The sequence below is a fragment of the Allobosea sp. BK604 genome (assembly GCF_004341515.1).
Taxonomy (GTDB): Bacteria; Pseudomonadota; Alphaproteobacteria; order Rhizobiales; family Beijerinckiaceae; genus Allobosea.
On sequence record NZ_SLZF01000001.1, the window covers coordinates 585,679 to 600,603 of the forward strand.

A 14,925-nucleotide genomic window follows, 5' to 3' on the forward strand; every position below is an offset into this window, starting at 1 on the left:
AATGTGGGAAGCGGTTTTAGGACAGGGCGGGCCTTCACTGGTGGGTAAATGCCCGCTCGCCCCCGTTCAGCCGGCGCGCGCTTTCATCAGCGCTGTCAGCTCAGCGTCGCTCTCCGGCATCTCGATATCGATGCTGACGAAGAGGTCGCCGACCGCGCCTTTCTCGCCCTTCAGCCCCTTGCCGCGCAGGCGGAACTGCTTGGCGGAGCCGGTCAGTGGCGGGATCTTCATCTCGACCGCGCCGGTCAGCGTCGGCACATGGATCGGCCCGCCCAGCACGGCCTTGCCGAGCGGCACTGCAACGCGTGTGCGCAGGTCATTACCTTCGATCGTGAAGCGCGGATCGGGCTTGACCTTGATCGTCATCATCACGTCGCCGCTCTCGCCGGAGAACGGATCGGGCTGGCCGAGGCCGCGCAGGCGCATGACCTTGCCATCGCTGACACCCTCGGGAATCGTGACCTCGACCTCGCGCCCGCCGGGCAGACGCACACGCCGGGTCGCGCCGGACGCGGCCTCGGCCAGCGTGACCTCGAGCGTGAAGCTCTGGTCGGCCGGCTTCTGCGGCTCGGGCCGTGCCCTGCCCTGCCGACGCACGGCATCGCCGAAGAGCGAGCCGAAAATGTCGGAAGGGTCGAAACCGCCATCCGCGCCGCCGCCAGCGCCACCGCGCCCGCCGAAGCCCTGGCCGAAATGATACTCGAAACCGCCCTGACGATTGCCGCCGCGCCCGGCGCCCATGCCCTCGAAGCCCTGGAACTTGGGCTTGCCTTCGGCATCGATTTCGCCGCGGTCGAACTGCTTGCGCTTGGTCTCGTCGCCCAGGATCTCATAGGCGCCGTTGAGCTCGGCGAAGCGGTCCTGCGCCTTCGGGTCGTCCTGGTTGCGGTCGGGATGCAGGTCCTTGGCGCGCTTGCGGAAGGCCTTCTTGATCTCGGCCTCGCTCGCCCCACGGGCGACGCCCAGGACCTGATACGGATCACGCATGCAATGAACCCCAATCATACAAATGGATTGCCGCCCCATCGCCGTTCTGGCGCAAGGCGGCTGCGCCCGCTATGTGGGGATGGTGTGGCTGGAAGGCAACATCCTATTGAACGTGTCTTCGCCTGAGATCGTTCGGGACTTCGCCGGGGTGAGTCGGCTGGCGTGATCGTAGAGAACCAGAGCGGAGCGGACTACCGTCCGTGAGCACCGGAAGCGCAGAGGATCACGTCAGGCGGCCGCCCCGGTTAGAGGTATCGACCGGTCTCAGCTGGTGCCCTTCCAGGGCTGGGTTTCCTTCACGACCCATTCACCACCCGAAGGCCGGCAGGCTGTGCCCTGCACCTTGCCGGGGCTCTTCTGGGTCTGGACCGCGGCGATGAAGGCCCGGCAGACCTCGTCGGAGCGCAGGAAGGGCCCGCCCACCGGAGTGAAGCTGCCCTTGATCCCGCTTTGCGGATTGTCCCAGCTCACCGGCGCGCCATTGCCCTGCGGGTCGAGCGCCACCGCCATGGCGCCATCGGCCCGGCGCATGTCCTCCGGTCCCAGCTCCGAGGCGAAAGCCATCAGCGCGCCCGATTGGGCAGCGCCGCGCGCCGGCAGGGTCGAGGAGGTCGTCATCGCCACCTCGTCATCGCCCTTGCTCGACAGGCCGATGATCGGGAAGGAGACCGAGCAGCCCGCGCTCGCGACCGCAAGCAGCAGGGTCATCGCGACACAAACCGGGCGCATTCCCGTCGCGCGCCGATGAGGGCTTTGGATCGCCCCCGCGCCTGACCTATATAAGCTTGCTGTCAAACCCACCGAATGCGCTCGCCCCGACGCATGCACAGAACTCACCGAGGATTAGGCACGTGGAACGGTTAACACCCGGTGACTTTACCGAGGCGGACGAGCCTTTCGTCCTGTTCGAAACCTGGCTCGCAGAGGCTGGCCGCTCGGAACCGAACGACCCGAACGGCATGGCGCTCTCGACCGTCGATGCCGATGGCCTGCCCAATGTCCGGATGGTCCTGCTGAAGGGTCATGACCGCGACGGCTTCGTCTTCTACACCAACACCCAGAGCCAGAAGGGCGAGGAACTGCTTGGCCAGGGCAAGGCGGCCGCCCTGTTCCACTGGAAGAGCCTGCGCCGGCAGGTCCGCATCCGCGGCCCAGTCTCACTGGTGAGTGAGGCGGAGGCCGACGCCTATTTCCAGACACGCGCCCGCGACAGCCGCATCGGCGCCTGGGCCTCGCAGCAATCGCGCCCGCTGGAAAGCCGCTTCGCACTGGAAAAGTCGGTCGCGGCCCACGCGCTGAAATTCGGCATCGGCGAGATCCCCCGGCCGCCGCACTGGACGGGCTTCCGCATCAGTCCGGTCTATATCGAATTCTGGCGCGACGGCGCCTTCCGCCTGCATGACCGTGTCGTCTTCCGCCGGCCCTCGGCGGCAGAACCCTGGACGCGCACCCGCCTTTACCCTTGAGGAGAGACCACCTCTCATGGCCATGCCGAAATTCGACTTCCCCAAGACCGAGCCCGGCAAGCGCCCGGTCATGCTGCTGACCGGGGCGAGCCGCGGCATCGGCCATGCCACGGTGATGCAGTTCGCCATGGCGGGCTGGCGCATCCTCTCCTGCTCGCGCCAGGCCTTTTCGGAGAAATGCCCCTGGCCGTCCGGCGCCGACGACCATGTCCAGATCGATCTGGGCGATCCCGAGGACACGATGCGCGGTATCGCCGAGATCAAGAAGCGGCTGGCGGCCGAGGGCGGCAAGCTCAACGCGCTCGTCAACAATGCCGGCATCTCGCCGAAAGGGCCGACCGGCGCCCGCCTGGGTGCCGCCACCACCTCGTTCAACGACTGGCACAAGGTCTTCCAGGTCAATTTCTTCGCGCCGATCATGCTCGCGCGCGGCCTGCTCGACGAATTGACCGCGGCCAAGGGCACGATCGTCAACGTCACCTCGATCGCAGGATCGCGCGTGCACCCCTTCGCGGGCGCGGCCTACGCCACCTCGAAAGCGGCGCTCGCCAGCCTCACCCGCGAGATGGCCGCGGATTTCGGCCCGCTCGGCATCCGGGTGAATGCGATCTCGCCGGGTGAGATCGATACGGCCATCCTCTCGCCCGGCACCGAGAAGATCGTCGAGAAGCTGCCCTTGCACCGGCTCGGCAAGACCGAGGAAGTGGCGAAGGCGATCTATTTCCTTTGCACCGACGCCTCGAGCTATGTCACCGGCGCCGAACTCCACATCAATGGCGGGCAGCACGTGTGAGCGGCGACAGCGGCCAGGTCATCAAGTTCCCGAGCAGCGCCAAGGCGCCGGCGCGGCCCGTGCTCGCAGCCTCGATCGCGGTCTTCCGCGAGGGCAAGGTCTTGCTCGCGACCCGGACCAAGCCTCCGGCTGACCAGCTCTGGTCGCTGCCGGGCGGCAAGGTCGAGGCCGGCGAGACGCTCGAGCAGGCAGCCCTGCGCGAGCTCGATGAGGAGGTCGGGGTCCAGGCCCGCATCATTGGCTTCAACCGCCATGTCGAGATCTTCGGACGCGATTCGGCGGGCGCCGTGACGCATCATTTCGTCGTCGCCTCCTTCGTCGGCGAATGGCTCTCGGGCGAGCCGACCGTCGGGCCTGAGGCGGGCGCGGTGAAATGGGTCGATCCGCGGCGCCTCGGCGGCCTCGCAACGACGCGCGAGCTCGGCGATGTGCTGCGCCGCGCCCAGACGCTTTTCCATGATGCCGGGCACTCGCCATGACCATGTCGGCGCGCCTGATTCGCGCCGCGCTGGCGGCCCTGGTGCTATCGGCTGCGCCGGTTGCGGAAAGTTATGCACAGGCGCAGCGCCCGGCGGCACCGGCCCAGCAGCCGGCGCAACCGGCTCCGGAACCGGAGCCGCCGCCCCCGCCCTATGAGCCACAACTGCTCAAGCTCGCCGAGATCATGGGCTCGCTTGCCTATCTGAGGACGCTCTGCGCCGGCAAGGAAGCACAGGACTGGCGCGAGCGCATGACCGCCCTGGTCGAGGCCGAAGGACGCACGCCATTGCGGCGCGAGCGCCTGACAAGCGCCTATAATCGGGGTTTTCGCGCCTATTCGGTGACCCACCGCAGCTGCACCGATGTCAGCCAGGAGGCCTCGACTCGGCTCGCGGCGGAGGGGGAACGCCTGGCCCGGGTGCTGGCCGGCCGCTATGGAGGATGACCGCTCTATGGCGGATAGGTCACATCTGGACGAAACTGTGTCTTTTTCAAAACTCTCGCGGTCAAATTAACCTTTCTTAAACGCGATAGTGGCGCCGCACCGCCCTCCTGACGTATGACTTGATGGCTAGTCATCGCCGCTGGCGTACCGAATCGGAACAACTCCGTGAGGCGCGTTGGCGATCATGCCGCCGGATTTGTGCCTTCATGTCCATCCTCTCCGACGATCTGCCGCTCGACCCGTTGCTCGCCGACGACCGGAACGACGCTCGCCGCGTGGCCTATAGCTATGTCGAGGACGCCTTCACCGAAGCGCAGCAGGACGGGCTCGACAGCGATGCCCTGGCCCATGCCGCGCTCTTCGCCGCCTTCCGCACCCTCGTCGAGACCTATGGCGAGGAAGCGACGGCGGTCTTCTCCGAGGCCCTGCCCGAAAAGGTCCGCAGCGGCGCCTTCACCACGGGCACCCGCCACTAGATCTTCGGACCGGATATCGTATCCGGCCCGATGATCCAGCTTCTTGTTTGCGCACCGGCATTGCCGAAAAACGCAATCCACTTTTCGGGCCGATGTGCTGGGCGGGGGCTGATTCTACGGACGGCTCTCCTTCGCCGCAAGCCGCGCATCCTCGCGACGCTTCAGCAGCAATGCCCGCTCGCGCAGGTTCTTGGTCAGCGCTGCCGCGCGCTCGAACTCGACATGCGCCTCCTCGTTGCGGCCGAGCTTGACCAGCAGATCGCCGCGCACGCTCGGCAGCAGATGGTAGGTCCTGAGCGCCGGCTCCGCGGCCAGCGCATCGACCAGTAAGAGTCCGGCCTGCGGCCCCTCGGCCATGCCCACCGCCACCGCCCGGTTGAGCTCGACCACGGGCGAAGGCATCAGCGTCCCAAGAGCGCCGTAGAGCGCTGCAATCTGCCGCCAGTTGGTTTCTTCCGCCGTGCGCGCCCGCGCATGGCAGGCGGCGAGCGCGGCCTGCAGCAGATAGGGCCCGGCCGGAACCTGCAGCGCCAGCGCCCGGTCGAGCGCCGCGAGCCCGCGCTGGATCAGCAAACGGTCCCAGAGCCCGCGATTCTGGTCGAGCAGCAGGACCGGCTCGCCTGACGGCCCGACCCGCGCCTTGAAGCGCGAGGCCTGCAATTCCATCAGCGCGATCAGGCCGTGGACCTCCGGTTCCTGCGGTGCGAGCTCCGCCAGGATGCGCCCGAGCCGCATCGCCTCCTCACAGAGCGCCGGGCGGACCCAGTCTTCGCCGGCGGTGGCGGCATAGCCTTCGTTGAAGATCAGGTAGACCACCTCGAGCACCGAGGCGAGGCGAGCGGCAAGTTCCTCGCCATGCGGCACCTCGAACGGCACTTTCGCGTCGGCCAGCGCCTTCTTCGCCCTGACGATACGTTGCGCCATGGTCGGCTCGGGCACGAGGAAGGCGCGCGCGATCTCCTCGGTCGTCAGCCCGCCGAGCAGGCGCAGCGTCAGCGCCAGCCGCGCCTCGACCGAAAGGACGGGGTGGCAGGCGGTGAAGATCAGCCTGAGCAGGTCGTCGCCGACATCATCGTCGAGGGCCGCATCCAGATCCGGCACCGCCATGGCATCGGACTCCAGGTCCTGGCCGAGCTCCTCGTGCTTGCGCTGGATCAGCTTGTCGCGGCGGATGGCGTCGATGGCGCGGTTCTTGGCCGCCTGCATCAGCCAGGCGCCGGGGCTGCGCGGCACGCCGGTCTCCGGCCACTGCTTCAGCGCGGCCTCCAGCGCATCCTGCGCCAGCTCCTCGGCCCGGGCGACATCACGGGTGAATCGCGTCAGGCCCGCGATGAGCTTCGCGGACTCGATCCTGAAGACCGCCTCAACCGTGCGGTGTGCATCGCTTGCCGTCATCGGCTGCGATACACACCATCAGCGGCCTTCTCTGGCAAGCCGGCCGGGCACTGCGCGAGGCAGCTTCAGCCGCCCCCGAAGGGTGTTTCAGGTCTTGTCGCCGATCTCGGTCTTGAGGCGATCCCAGGTGGCCACGACCTCGGTCGTCACGATCTCACCGAAATCGGCCAGCTCGTAGAGCGGGCGGATCTCGATCTCGGATGGGCCGGGCATCGGATTGGGGCAGCGCTTGACCCATTCGATCGCCTCGTCGAGCGACTTGCACTCCCAGAGCCAGAAGCCGGCGACCAGTTCCTTGGTCTCGACGAAGGGGCCATCGACGACAGCGCGCTTGGGGCCGTCGAACTGCACACGCGCCCCCTTGGAGCTCGGCTGCAGGCCGTCGCCGCCCTTCATGATGCCGGCTTTCACGAGTTCCTCGTTATACGCCATCATCGCTTCCAGCAGTTCCTGGGTCGGCGGCGCACCGGCCTCACTGTCGGTCGTCGCCTTGACCATCACCATGAAACGCATCGGTCTTCTCCTTTGGGATAGGAGCGGCCAAGGCGGTGCCTCGCGCCGTCCGGATTGAGTGGAAGGTTGGAATGTCGCTCTGATCAGCCGGCGTTCTTCTTGGCCTCGGCCCAGACGCGCTCTTCCTGCGCGCGCAGCTCGGGCGTGAACTCGGCGCCGAAATCCTCGGGCTCGAAGATCTGGCGGATCTCGATCTCGGACGGGCCGAGCATCGGGTTGGGGCAGCGCTTGACCCATTCGACCGCCTCTTCCATCGACTTGCACTGCCAGATCCAGAAGCCGGAGATCAGCTCCTTGGTCTCGGCGAAGGGCCCGTCGACGACGCCGCGCTTGTCGCCGTTGAACTGGACGCGCACGCCCTTCGAGCTCGGATGCAGCCCGTCGCCGGCCAGCATGATGCCGGCCTTCACCAGCTCCTCGTTATAGGCGCCCATCGCGGTGAGCAGCTCGATGCCCGGCATGATCCCGGCTTCGCTGTCCTTGGTTGCCTTGACGATGACCATGAAACGCATGTTTCTCTCCTTGGGTTGTCGACCGAAGGGCCACCTGTTGCCGCCCTCTATGGTGACGTCGAACGGCGCGAAGCAAAATCGACAATGCTCATGAAATTTTTTCGTCAGCCTTCGGCCGTCATCCGCTCGCGGCGGGCAATCTCGGCCTCGCTCGGCTCGTCGAAGGCGAAGGAACCGGTCTTGAGCTCGCCCTCGCGGCGATAGCGGTTCATCACCACGCCGGTCGACGAGGCCTTGCTGTCGACGAGCTTCAGCGCGGCCGGGATCGCGCCCTCGCCGAACATGCGCTTGCCCTTGCCGAGGATCAGCGGGAAGACCATCACGTCGATCTCGTCGATCAGGTCGTCCTTCAGCAGGGTCTGGATCAGCACGCTGCTGCCCTGGATCAGGAGGTTCGGCCCGTCCTGCCGCTTCAGCTTGGCGACTTCGGCAGCCGGATCGCGCAGGGCGACCGAGTTCTGCCAGGTCAGCGGCGCGTTGGACGAGGTCGCGACATATTTCGTGACCTGGTTGAACACCTTGGCGATCGGATCCTCCGCGCCGGCATGAGGCCAGTGAGCCGCGAAGATCTCATAGGTCCGGCGGCCGAGCAGCAGATCGAAGGGCGTCTCGAAGGCCTTGCCCATCGCCTCGCCCATGACCTCGTCCCAGTAGTGGAAGGTCCAGCCGCCATGGCTGAAACCGCCGGCAACGTCCTCTTCCGGGCCGCCCGGCGCCTGCATCACGCCATCGAGGGACAGGAAGGTGGCGGCAACGACTTTTCTCATCTCGATTCTCCGTTCGTGAGGACCGTCGCACGGGCTTGTGCATCGGGTCTCTGCCGTCACGACGAACGGGATCGACGGGAATCGACACGGGGCTCGAAAAAATTTCGAGCCCCGTCGCATTTTTCTTTTCAGCTGGCTTTCGACCTCATCCCGGACAAGCGGCGAAGCCGCGTCGTCGCTACGCTGTGCTCCGGAAATGGCGCGTCGAGATTCACACCGCCCGCGGCAGGGCCTCGAGGAAGCGCGCCGGCTCGCCCTGCGAAGGCGTCACCAGCTCGCGCTCCCACATCACCTTCTTGCCGCGCACATAGGTACCGACCGGCCAGCCGGTGACGGTGACGCCGTCATAGGGCGTCCAGCCGCATTTCGAGGCGATCCAGTCATTCGTGATCGTCTCGCGCCGCTTCATGTCCACGATCGTGAAGTCGGCATCGTAGCCGACCGCGATCCGGCCCTTGCCCTCCAGCCCGAAGATGCGCTGCGGGCCATGGCTGGAAAGATCGACGAAGCGCTCCAGCGTCAGCCGCCCGGCATTGACATGGTCGAGCATGATCGGGACCAGCGTCTGCACGCCCGGCATGCCTGAATGGCTGGCCGGATAGGCGTGGTGCTTCTCCTCATGCGTATGCGGCGCATGGTCCGAGCCGAGCACGTCGACGATGCCCTGCTCGACACCCCACCAGATTCTCTGGCGATGGCTGTCGTCACGGATCGGCGGGTTCATCTGGGCATAGGTGCCGAGCCGCTCGTAGCAATCCGGCGCCACAAGCGTCAGATGGTTCGGGAGCACCTCGACGGTCGCGACATCCTTGTGATCCCTTAGGAAGACCATCTCCTCGCCGGTCGAGATATGCAGGATATGCACCCGCGCACCGGTCTCCCGCGCGATCCGGACCAGCCGCTTGGTGCAGGTCAACGCGACCTCGGGCGAGCGCCAGACCGGGTGGCTCGACGGATCTCCTTCGACGCGAAGGTTCATCCGCTCGCGCAGCATCATCTCGTCTTCGGAGTGGAAGGCGGCGCGCCGGCGCGTGCGCTTCAGGATCTCGGCGACGCCCTTGTCATCCTCGACCAGGAGATCGCCGGTCGAGGAGCCCATGAACACCTTGATGCCGGCCGCACCCGGCAGGCGTTCGAGATCGGCGACCTCATGCGCATTCTCATGCGTGCCGCCGACCCAGAAGGCGAAATCGCAATGCATGCGATGCGTGCCGCGCCTGATCTTGTCGGCCAGCGCCTCCGGCGTCACCGTCTGCGGGTTCGTGTTCGGCATCTCGAAGACGCAGGTCACTCCGCCGAGCGCAGCGGCGCGCGAGCCGCTCTCCAGGTCTTCCTTGTGGTCGAGCCCCGGCTCGCGGAAATGCACCTGGCTGTCGATCACGCCGGGCAGGATATGCAGCCCCCGGCAATCGACCACCTCGCCGGCCGAGGCCTGGCTCAGGTCGCCGATGGCCATGATCTTGCCGCCGGTGACCCCGAGATCGCGCTCGCCGCGCCCGTCCTGGTTCACCACCGTGCCGCCCTTCAGGATGACATCATAGCTCTGCGGCATGGGAACGGTCCTGCTGGTTGAGGAAGGGACTGAAGCGGCCTACCTATCGCAGGAACCGGCGTCCAGCCAGAATCGAGAACGCGTTCCATGTCGGCAAGTCATCACAAGGGCGGCCATCTCAAGGCGGCCCATCTCAAGGACCGCGGCGTCATCCGCGTCAGCGGCGAGGATGCGCGCGACTTCCTGCAGAATATCGTCACCAACGAGATGGACCTCGTCACGGCCGAGCGCGCCGGCTATGGCGGGCTCCTGACACCGCAAGGCAAGATCATCAGCGATTTTCTGGTGATCGCGGTGCCGGAGGCGGAAGGAGGCGGCTTCCTGCTCGACGTGCCGCTCCTCCAGGTGCCCGATCTGATGAAGCGACTGAAACTCTACAAGCTGCGCGCCAAGGTCGCGCTCGACGATCTCAGCGAAGCGAGCGCCGTGATCGCCGCGACCGATGGCGGCAAGCTGCCGGAGGATGCCGGCCTGGTCTTTGCCGATCCGCGCCTGCCGGAGCTCGGCGACCGCGCCATCACCGATCGCGACGGCGTCGAGGAGATCGCGGCGGAGGACATGGACGCCTATCATTCGCGCCGCATCGCGCTCGGCATTCCCGATGGCGGCCGCGACTTTGCCTATAACGACACCTTCCCGCACGAGGCCCTGTTCGATCAGCTCGGTGGCGTCTCCTTCAAGAAAGGCTGCTATATCGGCCAGGAGGTCGTCTCCCGCATGCAGCATCGCGGCACCGCCCGCACCCGCGCCGTGCCGGTCGCCTTCACCGAGGGCCTGAATCCCGAAATCGGCGTCGAGGCGACGGCCGGCGGCAAGGCGCTCGGCCGCGTCGGGTCGGCCGCCGGCGGCCGCGGCATCGCCATGCTCCGGCTCGACCGCGTCGCCGACGCGCTGGCGGAAGGCCATGCGCTCGAAGGCGGCGGCCTTGCCTTCACCTTGGAGAAGCCCGCTTTCCTGCGCTTCCCCTTCCCGGGCGAGCCCGGCTTTGGAGCCGCAGCATGACCGGGCGCGCAGCAGTCGAAGGGCCCGACGGCAAGTTCCGCTGTGTCTGGCCGGGCACCGATCCGCTCTACCTCGCCTATCACGACACCGAATGGGGCGTGCCGGAATATGATTCCCGCGCGCTCTGGGAAAAACTGATCCTCGACGGCTTCCAGGCCGGGCTCGCCTGGATCACCATCCTGCGCAAGCGCGACGCCTTCCGCGCCGGCTTCGCCGGCTTCGAGCCGGAGAAAGTTGCCAGCTTCAGCGAGGCCGATGTCCAGCGCCTGCTGGCGGACGCCGGCATCATCCGCCATCGCGGCAAGATCGAGGGCACGATCAAGAGCGCCCAGGCCTATCTGAAGATCAGCGAGAAGCAGCCCTTCGCCGATTTCCTCTGGAACCATCTCGACGGCCGCGTCGTCCAGAACGCCTTCCGCACGCATGAGGAGGTCCCGACCCAGACCAAGGTGTCGGAGACGATTTCGAAGCAACTCAAGGCCGCCGGATTCACCTTTTGCGGCCCGACCATCGTCTACGCCTTCATGGAGGCCTGCGGCTTGGTCAACGACCATGTCACCGGCTGCTTCCGCTGGCAGGAATGCGCCGCCCTGGCTCGCGACAGCAGGCCAGCCGCCTGAGCATGGCAAAAGCTCCCGCCCCGCCGAGGGCCTGGCAGCGCATGCTGTCGGGCCGCCGCCTCGACCTGCTCGACCCCTCGCCCCTCGATATCGAGATCGACGACATCGCCCATGGCCTCGCCCGCGTCGCGCGCTGGAACGGCCAGACGATCGGCGCCCATTCCTTTTCGGTGGCGCAGCATTGCCTGCTGGTCGAAGCGATCGCGGGACATCTCAACCCCGACTGGTCGGATGCCTGGCGACTGGTGGCGCTGCTGCACGATGCGCCGGAATACGTCATCGGCGACATGATCTCACCGTTCAAGGTCGTGATGGGCGATGCCTATAAGAGCGTCGAACTGCGCCTGCTGACGGCGATCCACCTGCGCTTCGGCCTGCCGGCGACGACGCCGGAGACGCTCGCCCGCAAGACCAAGGACGCGGACAAGATTTCGGCCTTCTTCGAGGCTACGGAACTGGCGGGTTTCGACCGCGCGGAAGCGCTGAAATTCTTCGGCCGCCCGCAGCCTCTGCCACCAGCCGTGATGGACTGGCTGAAGCCGCTTTCGACGGAACAGGCGCAGGACCGTTTCGTTGCAAGGTTCAGGGAACTCGGAGGCCGCTGAGCACCGCGCTATCTTTTCATTTCCGGAACAAGTGCTCGCGCTTCCCGCGGCTACCGGCGAAAGTCATTCGGAGCGATAAGTCCCACCTGGAACGAAACCATCAGCGAGTGCAGCCATGTCGACCAGTCTGAACCTGCCCAAGGGCGTCGTCATCACCGGCGCGATCGGCCCCCGTTTCGACGAGGTCCTGACCCATGACGCGCTCGCCTTCGTCGCCGATCTGCAGCGCCGCTTCAACGAGACCCGCAAGCGCCTGCTGGCCCTGCGCGCCGAGCGCCAGAAGCGCTTCGATACCGGCGAGACCCCGGATTTCCTGGCCGAGACCAAGCATATCCGCGAGGGCGACTGGAAGGTCGCACCGATCCCGGCCGACCTGCAGGACCGCCGTGTCGAGATCACCGGCCCGGTCGACCGCAAGATGATCGTCAACGCGCTGAATTCGGGCGCGAAGGTCTTCATGGCCGATTTCGAGGACGCGTCCTCGCCGGTCTGGGCCAACATGGTCGAGGGCCAGATCAACCTGAAAGATCGTTGGGCCAACCAGATCGACTTCACCGATCCGAATACCGGCAAGGCCTATAAGCTCGGCGCCAAGACCGCCGTGCTGATCATCCGCCCGCGCGGCTGGCACCTGCCGGAGCGCCATATCGAGATCGACGGCGAGATCGCCTCAGGCGCGCTGGTCGATTTCGGCCTCTACATGTTCCATTGCGCCAAGGCCGCGCTCGCGGCCGGCTCGGGCCCCTATTTCTACCTACCCAAGCTCGAGACCCATCTGGAAGCGCGCCTCTGGAACGACGTCTTCGTCGCCGCCCAGACCGCGCTCGGCCTGAAGAACGGCACGATCAAGGGCACGGTCCTGATCGAGACGCTGCCGGCCGCCTTCGAGATGGACGAGATCCTCTACGAGCTGAAGGACCATATCGCCGGCCTGAATTGCGGCCGCTGGGACTACATCTTCTCCTTCATCAAGAAGCTCGCCCGCAACCAGGCCTATGTCCTGCCCGACCGCTCGCAGGTCGTGATGAGCAAGGCCTTCCTGCGCGCCTATTCGCTGCTGCTGATCAAGACCTGCCACAAACGCGGCGCCTTCGCGATGGGCGGCATGGCCGCGCAGATCCCGGTCAAGAACAATCCCGCCGCCAACGAGGCCGCCTTTGCCAAGGTCCGCGCCGACAAGGAGCGCGAAGCCGGCGACGGACATGATGGCACCTGGGTCGCGCATCCCGATCTCGTCCCGGTCGCCAACGAGGTGTTCGACCGGCTGATGCCGCAGGCCAACCAGCTTGCCCGGCCGCTCGGCAATGCCGAGATCGGCCGCGCCGACCTGCTCGAGATCCATGAGGGCACGCGCACCGAGGCCGGCTTCCGCGAGAACATCCGCGTCGGCGTGCAGTATCTCGAAGCCTGGCTGCGCGGCCGCGGCGCCGTGCCGATCTACAACATGATGGAAGATGCCGCGACCGCCGAGATCAGCCGCGCCCAGATCTGGCAGTTCGTCCAGTACGGCGTTGAGCTCGAAGGCGGAGCCAAGGTCAGCAAGGACCTGTTCAAGCGCTGCCTCAGCGAGGAGATGGAGCGCGTCAAGGGTGAGGTCGGCCCTGACAACTATGCCAAGGGCCGCTTCCCCGAGGCGATCGAGATCTTCTCGAAGCTCTCGCTCGCGCCGGAATTCGAGGAGTTCCTGACGCTCCCGGCCTACGCCAAGCTCGGCTGAGCCCTCGGCCGACGACACTGGAGCACGCGCCGATCTGATCGCGCGTCTCTATCAATAGTTGAGAGGCGGATTCACCGGCTCTTCCGCGAGATCTGGGAAGCGCATCGGCTTTCCAGATCGCGCTCAGTCCAATGATCCCGTCCGAGCGCTATAGTCCGGCCGGCTCCAGCCGAACAACAGCGCTCGCGGCGGAACTCAGTTCTTCTGCTCGGTCTTCGAGGCAGCCTGCTGCGCGGAATGCTCCGGCCGCTGGGTGGCATTGTCTCCCCCCTGCGCCTGCGCTGCAGCCTTCTTCTCGGCGAGCTTGCGCTTCCTCAGGCGCTCGAGAATACGCGATAGCCGTGATGAACGCTGACGCTGCGACATGTCGTCCCCAGTTGTGTTGAATTGAACCTGATCGTCTCGATTTGGTACGGCTTAGGCCGGTGGTAGCCCTGTCGATCAGGATCAGCGCAAAGCGCGGGCCAGCCGCCGGGCGTTGCGAGGATCAGCGCTGGAGAGGGTTTTTGAGCGGCTCAGCCGGCAACGCCGAAGCGGCGGCGATAATCCGCCGGCGCGAGGCCGGTGACGCGCTGGAACAGCTTGCGGAAGGCGGAGGCGTCGCCATAGCCCACCTCCCAGGCGATCTGCGCCACCGGCCGACGGCTGAGTTCCAGCGCCTCGCGCGCCTTGGCGATCCTGATCTGCTGGGCATATTCGGTCGAGCGCAGGCCCGTCGCCTTGCGGAAGCGGCGCAGAAAGGTGCGCTCCTCCAATCCCGCCCGCTTTGCCAGTTCCGGAACCGTATGATCCTTGGCGCCGGTCGCCTGCAGCCAATGCTGCACCTTCAGGATCGCGGCGTCGCCATGGTCGAGCTTCGGCACGAAATGATCATAGGGCTGCTGCGTGCGGCCCGGCGGGTCGATCAGCAGGAAGCGCGCCGTCTCCAGCATGATGCTCGGTCCGAGCAGCCGCTCGACCAGGGTGAGCCCGAGATCGGTCCAGGCCAGGATGCCGCCGGCGGTGATGATGTCGCCATCGTCGATCACCATCCGGTCGGTATCGACGCGGATCGCCGGGAAGCGCGCGGCCAACTCCTCGGCGAAGGCCCAATGCGTCGTCGCCTCGCGGCCTTCGAGCAGACCGGTCTCGCCGAGCAGGAAGGCGCCGGCGCAGACCGAGCACAGCGTCGTGCCCTCGCCATGGCGCTCGGCCAGCCAGCTCACGAAGCCGCGCATAGGCTGCATCTTCGCCGGCATGATCAGGCTCGGCGGGGCGATCAGGTGCCCCGGCCTGTTGGGCATGCCCGGATGGCTGTCGAAGACGCATTCGACATCGTCGCCATCCGCGCTCTGGCGCCAATGGCTCACGCGGATCACCGGCCCATCCGGCCCTCGGTTCGCCTCGCTCATTTCGCCGGCTATCCGAAACAGATCGGTGAGGCCATAGACGGCCGCAAGCTGCACATCGGGATAGAGCAGCAGCCCGATCTCTGCGATGATTTGCCGGCCTGTAGTCATGTTGTCAGTTTTGCCCCGCACATTGTCGGTTCCGCCAAGCGGCAGCATGCACCGCTCCGCCTATAACCGTCCACATCGAAGGGCGACGCTCCTGCC

General features: G+C 66.4%; 18 protein-coding genes. 9 read left to right on the plus strand and 9 right to left on the minus strand.

Features of this window, described 5'->3' with window-relative positions; translation table 11 throughout:
- Positions 1-66 precede the first annotated feature (66 nt).
- Positions 67-987: a DnaJ C-terminal domain-containing protein gene (locus EV560_RS02895; protein ID WP_131853800.1), complete on the minus strand. Its 921-nt coding sequence runs from the start codon at positions 985-987 to the stop codon at positions 67-69.
- A gap of 264 nt (positions 988-1,251) precedes the next feature.
- On the minus strand, positions 1,252-1,695 hold the full coding sequence (locus EV560_RS02900) for an RT0821/Lpp0805 family surface protein (protein ID WP_248311864.1): 444 nt from the start codon (positions 1,693-1,695) through the stop codon (positions 1,252-1,254).
- A 143-nt stretch (positions 1,696-1,838) separates the two neighbouring features.
- Here EV560_RS02900 and pdxH point away from each other — a divergent pair, with 143 nt between their 5' ends.
- The 5 genes from pdxH (at position 1,839) to EV560_RS02925 (ending at position 4,647) form a co-directional block, all read left to right on the plus strand.
- On the plus strand, positions 1,839-2,453 hold the full coding sequence (gene pdxH / locus EV560_RS02905; protein WP_131853804.1) for a pyridoxamine 5'-phosphate oxidase: 615 nt from the start codon (positions 1,839-1,841) through the stop codon (positions 2,451-2,453).
- A gap of 70 nt (positions 2,454-2,523) precedes the next feature.
- Positions 2,524-3,246 carry an SDR family NAD(P)-dependent oxidoreductase gene (locus tag EV560_RS02910; RefSeq protein ID WP_131854706.1) on the plus strand — a complete coding sequence of 241 codons (723 nt, stop codon included), beginning with the start codon at positions 2,524-2,526 and terminating at the stop codon, positions 3,244-3,246.
- Entirely contained in the window at positions 3,243-3,725 is a 483-nt protein-coding gene (locus tag EV560_RS02915; RefSeq protein ID WP_248311865.1) for an NUDIX hydrolase, read from the plus strand. The genes EV560_RS02910 and EV560_RS02915 overlap by 4 nt, the downstream gene beginning before the upstream one ends.
- On the plus strand, positions 3,722-4,171 hold the full coding sequence (locus tag EV560_RS02920) for a TIGR02301 family protein (protein ID WP_248311866.1): 450 nt from the start codon (positions 3,722-3,724) through the stop codon (positions 4,169-4,171). The genes EV560_RS02915 and EV560_RS02920 overlap by 4 nt, the downstream gene beginning before the upstream one ends.
- 206 nt (positions 4,172-4,377) lie before the next feature.
- The gene (locus tag EV560_RS02925; RefSeq protein WP_131853806.1) at positions 4,378-4,647 is read left to right on the plus strand and encodes a hypothetical protein; all 270 of its coding nucleotides are present in this window, start codon (positions 4,378-4,380) and stop codon (positions 4,645-4,647) included.
- A 114-nt stretch (positions 4,648-4,761) separates the two neighbouring features.
- On the opposite strand, the gene EV560_RS02930 is transcribed toward EV560_RS02925, so the two are convergent.
- The 5 genes from EV560_RS02930 to EV560_RS02950 all read right to left on the minus strand — a co-directional run bounded on the left by EV560_RS02930 (position 4,762) and on the right by EV560_RS02950 (position 9,386).
- On the minus strand, positions 4,762-6,042 hold the full coding sequence (locus tag EV560_RS02930) for an RNA polymerase sigma factor (RefSeq protein ID WP_131853808.1): 1,281 nt from the start codon (positions 6,040-6,042) through the stop codon (positions 4,762-4,764).
- Positions 6,043-6,129: 87 nt separating this feature from the next.
- A complete protein-coding gene (locus EV560_RS02935; protein ID WP_131853810.1) occupies positions 6,130-6,555 on the minus strand; it encodes a YciI family protein in 426 nt (141 codons plus the stop codon).
- 83 nt (positions 6,556-6,638) lie between these two features.
- Positions 6,639-7,067 (minus strand): YciI family protein, encoded by a 429-nt coding sequence (locus tag EV560_RS02940; RefSeq protein ID WP_131853812.1) that lies wholly within the window; start codon positions 7,065-7,067, stop codon positions 6,639-6,641.
- A 104-nt stretch (positions 7,068-7,171) separates the two neighbouring features.
- A complete protein-coding gene (locus tag EV560_RS02945) occupies positions 7,172-7,834 on the minus strand; it encodes a dihydrofolate reductase family protein (protein ID WP_131853814.1) in 663 nt (220 codons plus the stop codon).
- A gap of 211 nt (positions 7,835-8,045) precedes the next feature.
- Entirely contained in the window at positions 8,046-9,386 is a 1,341-nt protein-coding gene (locus EV560_RS02950) for a dihydroorotase (RefSeq protein WP_131853816.1), read from the minus strand.
- An 87-nt stretch (positions 9,387-9,473) separates the two neighbouring features.
- Between EV560_RS02950 and ygfZ the strand changes: the two genes are divergently transcribed.
- From ygfZ to aceB, 4 genes are all read left to right on the plus strand, one after another.
- On the plus strand, positions 9,474-10,388 hold the full coding sequence (gene ygfZ / locus EV560_RS02955) for a CAF17-like 4Fe-4S cluster assembly/insertion protein YgfZ (RefSeq protein ID WP_131853818.1): 915 nt from the start codon (positions 9,474-9,476) through the stop codon (positions 10,386-10,388).
- Complete coding sequence (locus EV560_RS02960; protein WP_131853820.1) at positions 10,385-11,008, plus strand: DNA-3-methyladenine glycosylase I; 624 nt, start codon at positions 10,385-10,387, stop codon at positions 11,006-11,008. Before ygfZ ends, EV560_RS02960 begins: the two co-directional genes overlap by 4 nt.
- A 2-nt stretch (positions 11,009-11,010) precedes the next feature.
- On the plus strand, positions 11,011-11,613 hold the full coding sequence (locus EV560_RS02965; protein WP_131853822.1) for a YfbR-like 5'-deoxynucleotidase: 603 nt from the start codon (positions 11,011-11,013) through the stop codon (positions 11,611-11,613).
- A 115-nt stretch (positions 11,614-11,728) separates the two neighbouring features.
- Positions 11,729-13,330, plus strand: coding sequence for a malate synthase A (aceB, locus tag EV560_RS02970; protein WP_131853824.1), 1,602 nt, complete (start codon positions 11,729-11,731; stop codon positions 13,328-13,330).
- 195 nt (positions 13,331-13,525) lie between these two features.
- Here aceB and EV560_RS35665 read toward each other — a convergent pair whose 3' ends face one another.
- A complete protein-coding gene (locus EV560_RS35665; protein WP_165923292.1) occupies positions 13,526-13,696 on the minus strand; it encodes a hypothetical protein in 171 nt (56 codons plus the stop codon).
- Between the two features lie 149 nt (positions 13,697-13,845).
- On the minus strand, positions 13,846-14,829 hold the full coding sequence (locus tag EV560_RS02975; protein ID WP_131853826.1) for a GlxA family transcriptional regulator: 984 nt from the start codon (positions 14,827-14,829) through the stop codon (positions 13,846-13,848).
- Positions 14,830-14,925: the final 96 nt, after the last annotated feature.

Coding starts and splice junctions, on each gene's coding strand:
- EV560_RS02895 (WP_131853800.1), bottom strand. CDS start 987: ATGCGTGATCCGTATCAGGTCCTGGGCGTCGCCCGTGGGGCGAGCGAG.
- EV560_RS02900 (WP_248311864.1), bottom strand. CDS start 1,695: ATGACCCTGCTGCTTGCGGTCGCGAGCGCGGGCTGCTCGGTCTCCTTC.
- EV560_RS02910 (WP_131854706.1), top strand. CDS start 2,524: ATGCTGCTGACCGGGGCGAGCCGCGGCATCGGCCATGCCACGGTGATG.
- EV560_RS02920 (WP_248311866.1), top strand. CDS start 3,722: ATGACCATGTCGGCGCGCCTGATTCGCGCCGCGCTGGCGGCCCTGGTG.
- EV560_RS02925 (WP_131853806.1), top strand. CDS start 4,378: ATGTCCATCCTCTCCGACGATCTGCCGCTCGACCCGTTGCTCGCCGAC.
- EV560_RS02930 (WP_131853808.1), bottom strand. CDS start 6,042: ATGACGGCAAGCGATGCACACCGCACGGTTGAGGCGGTCTTCAGGATC.
- EV560_RS02935 (WP_131853810.1), bottom strand. CDS start 6,555: ATGCGTTTCATGGTGATGGTCAAGGCGACGACCGACAGTGAGGCCGGT.
- EV560_RS02940 (WP_131853812.1), bottom strand. CDS start 7,067: ATGCGTTTCATGGTCATCGTCAAGGCAACCAAGGACAGCGAAGCCGGG.
- EV560_RS02945 (WP_131853814.1), bottom strand. CDS start 7,834: ATGAGAAAAGTCGTTGCCGCCACCTTCCTGTCCCTCGATGGCGTGATG.
- EV560_RS02950 (WP_131853816.1), bottom strand. CDS start 9,386: ATGCCGCAGAGCTATGATGTCATCCTGAAGGGCGGCACGGTGGTGAAC.
- ygfZ (WP_131853818.1), top strand. CDS start 9,474: ATGTCGGCAAGTCATCACAAGGGCGGCCATCTCAAGGCGGCCCATCTC.
- EV560_RS02960 (WP_131853820.1), top strand. CDS start 10,385: ATGACCGGGCGCGCAGCAGTCGAAGGGCCCGACGGCAAGTTCCGCTGT.
- EV560_RS02965 (WP_131853822.1), top strand. CDS start 11,011: ATGGCAAAAGCTCCCGCCCCGCCGAGGGCCTGGCAGCGCATGCTGTCG.
- aceB (WP_131853824.1), top strand. CDS start 11,729: ATGTCGACCAGTCTGAACCTGCCCAAGGGCGTCGTCATCACCGGCGCG.
- EV560_RS35665 (WP_165923292.1), bottom strand. CDS start 13,696: ATGTCGCAGCGTCAGCGTTCATCACGGCTATCGCGTATTCTCGAGCGC.
- EV560_RS02975 (WP_131853826.1), bottom strand. CDS start 14,829: ATGACTACAGGCCGGCAAATCATCGCAGAGATCGGGCTGCTGCTCTAT.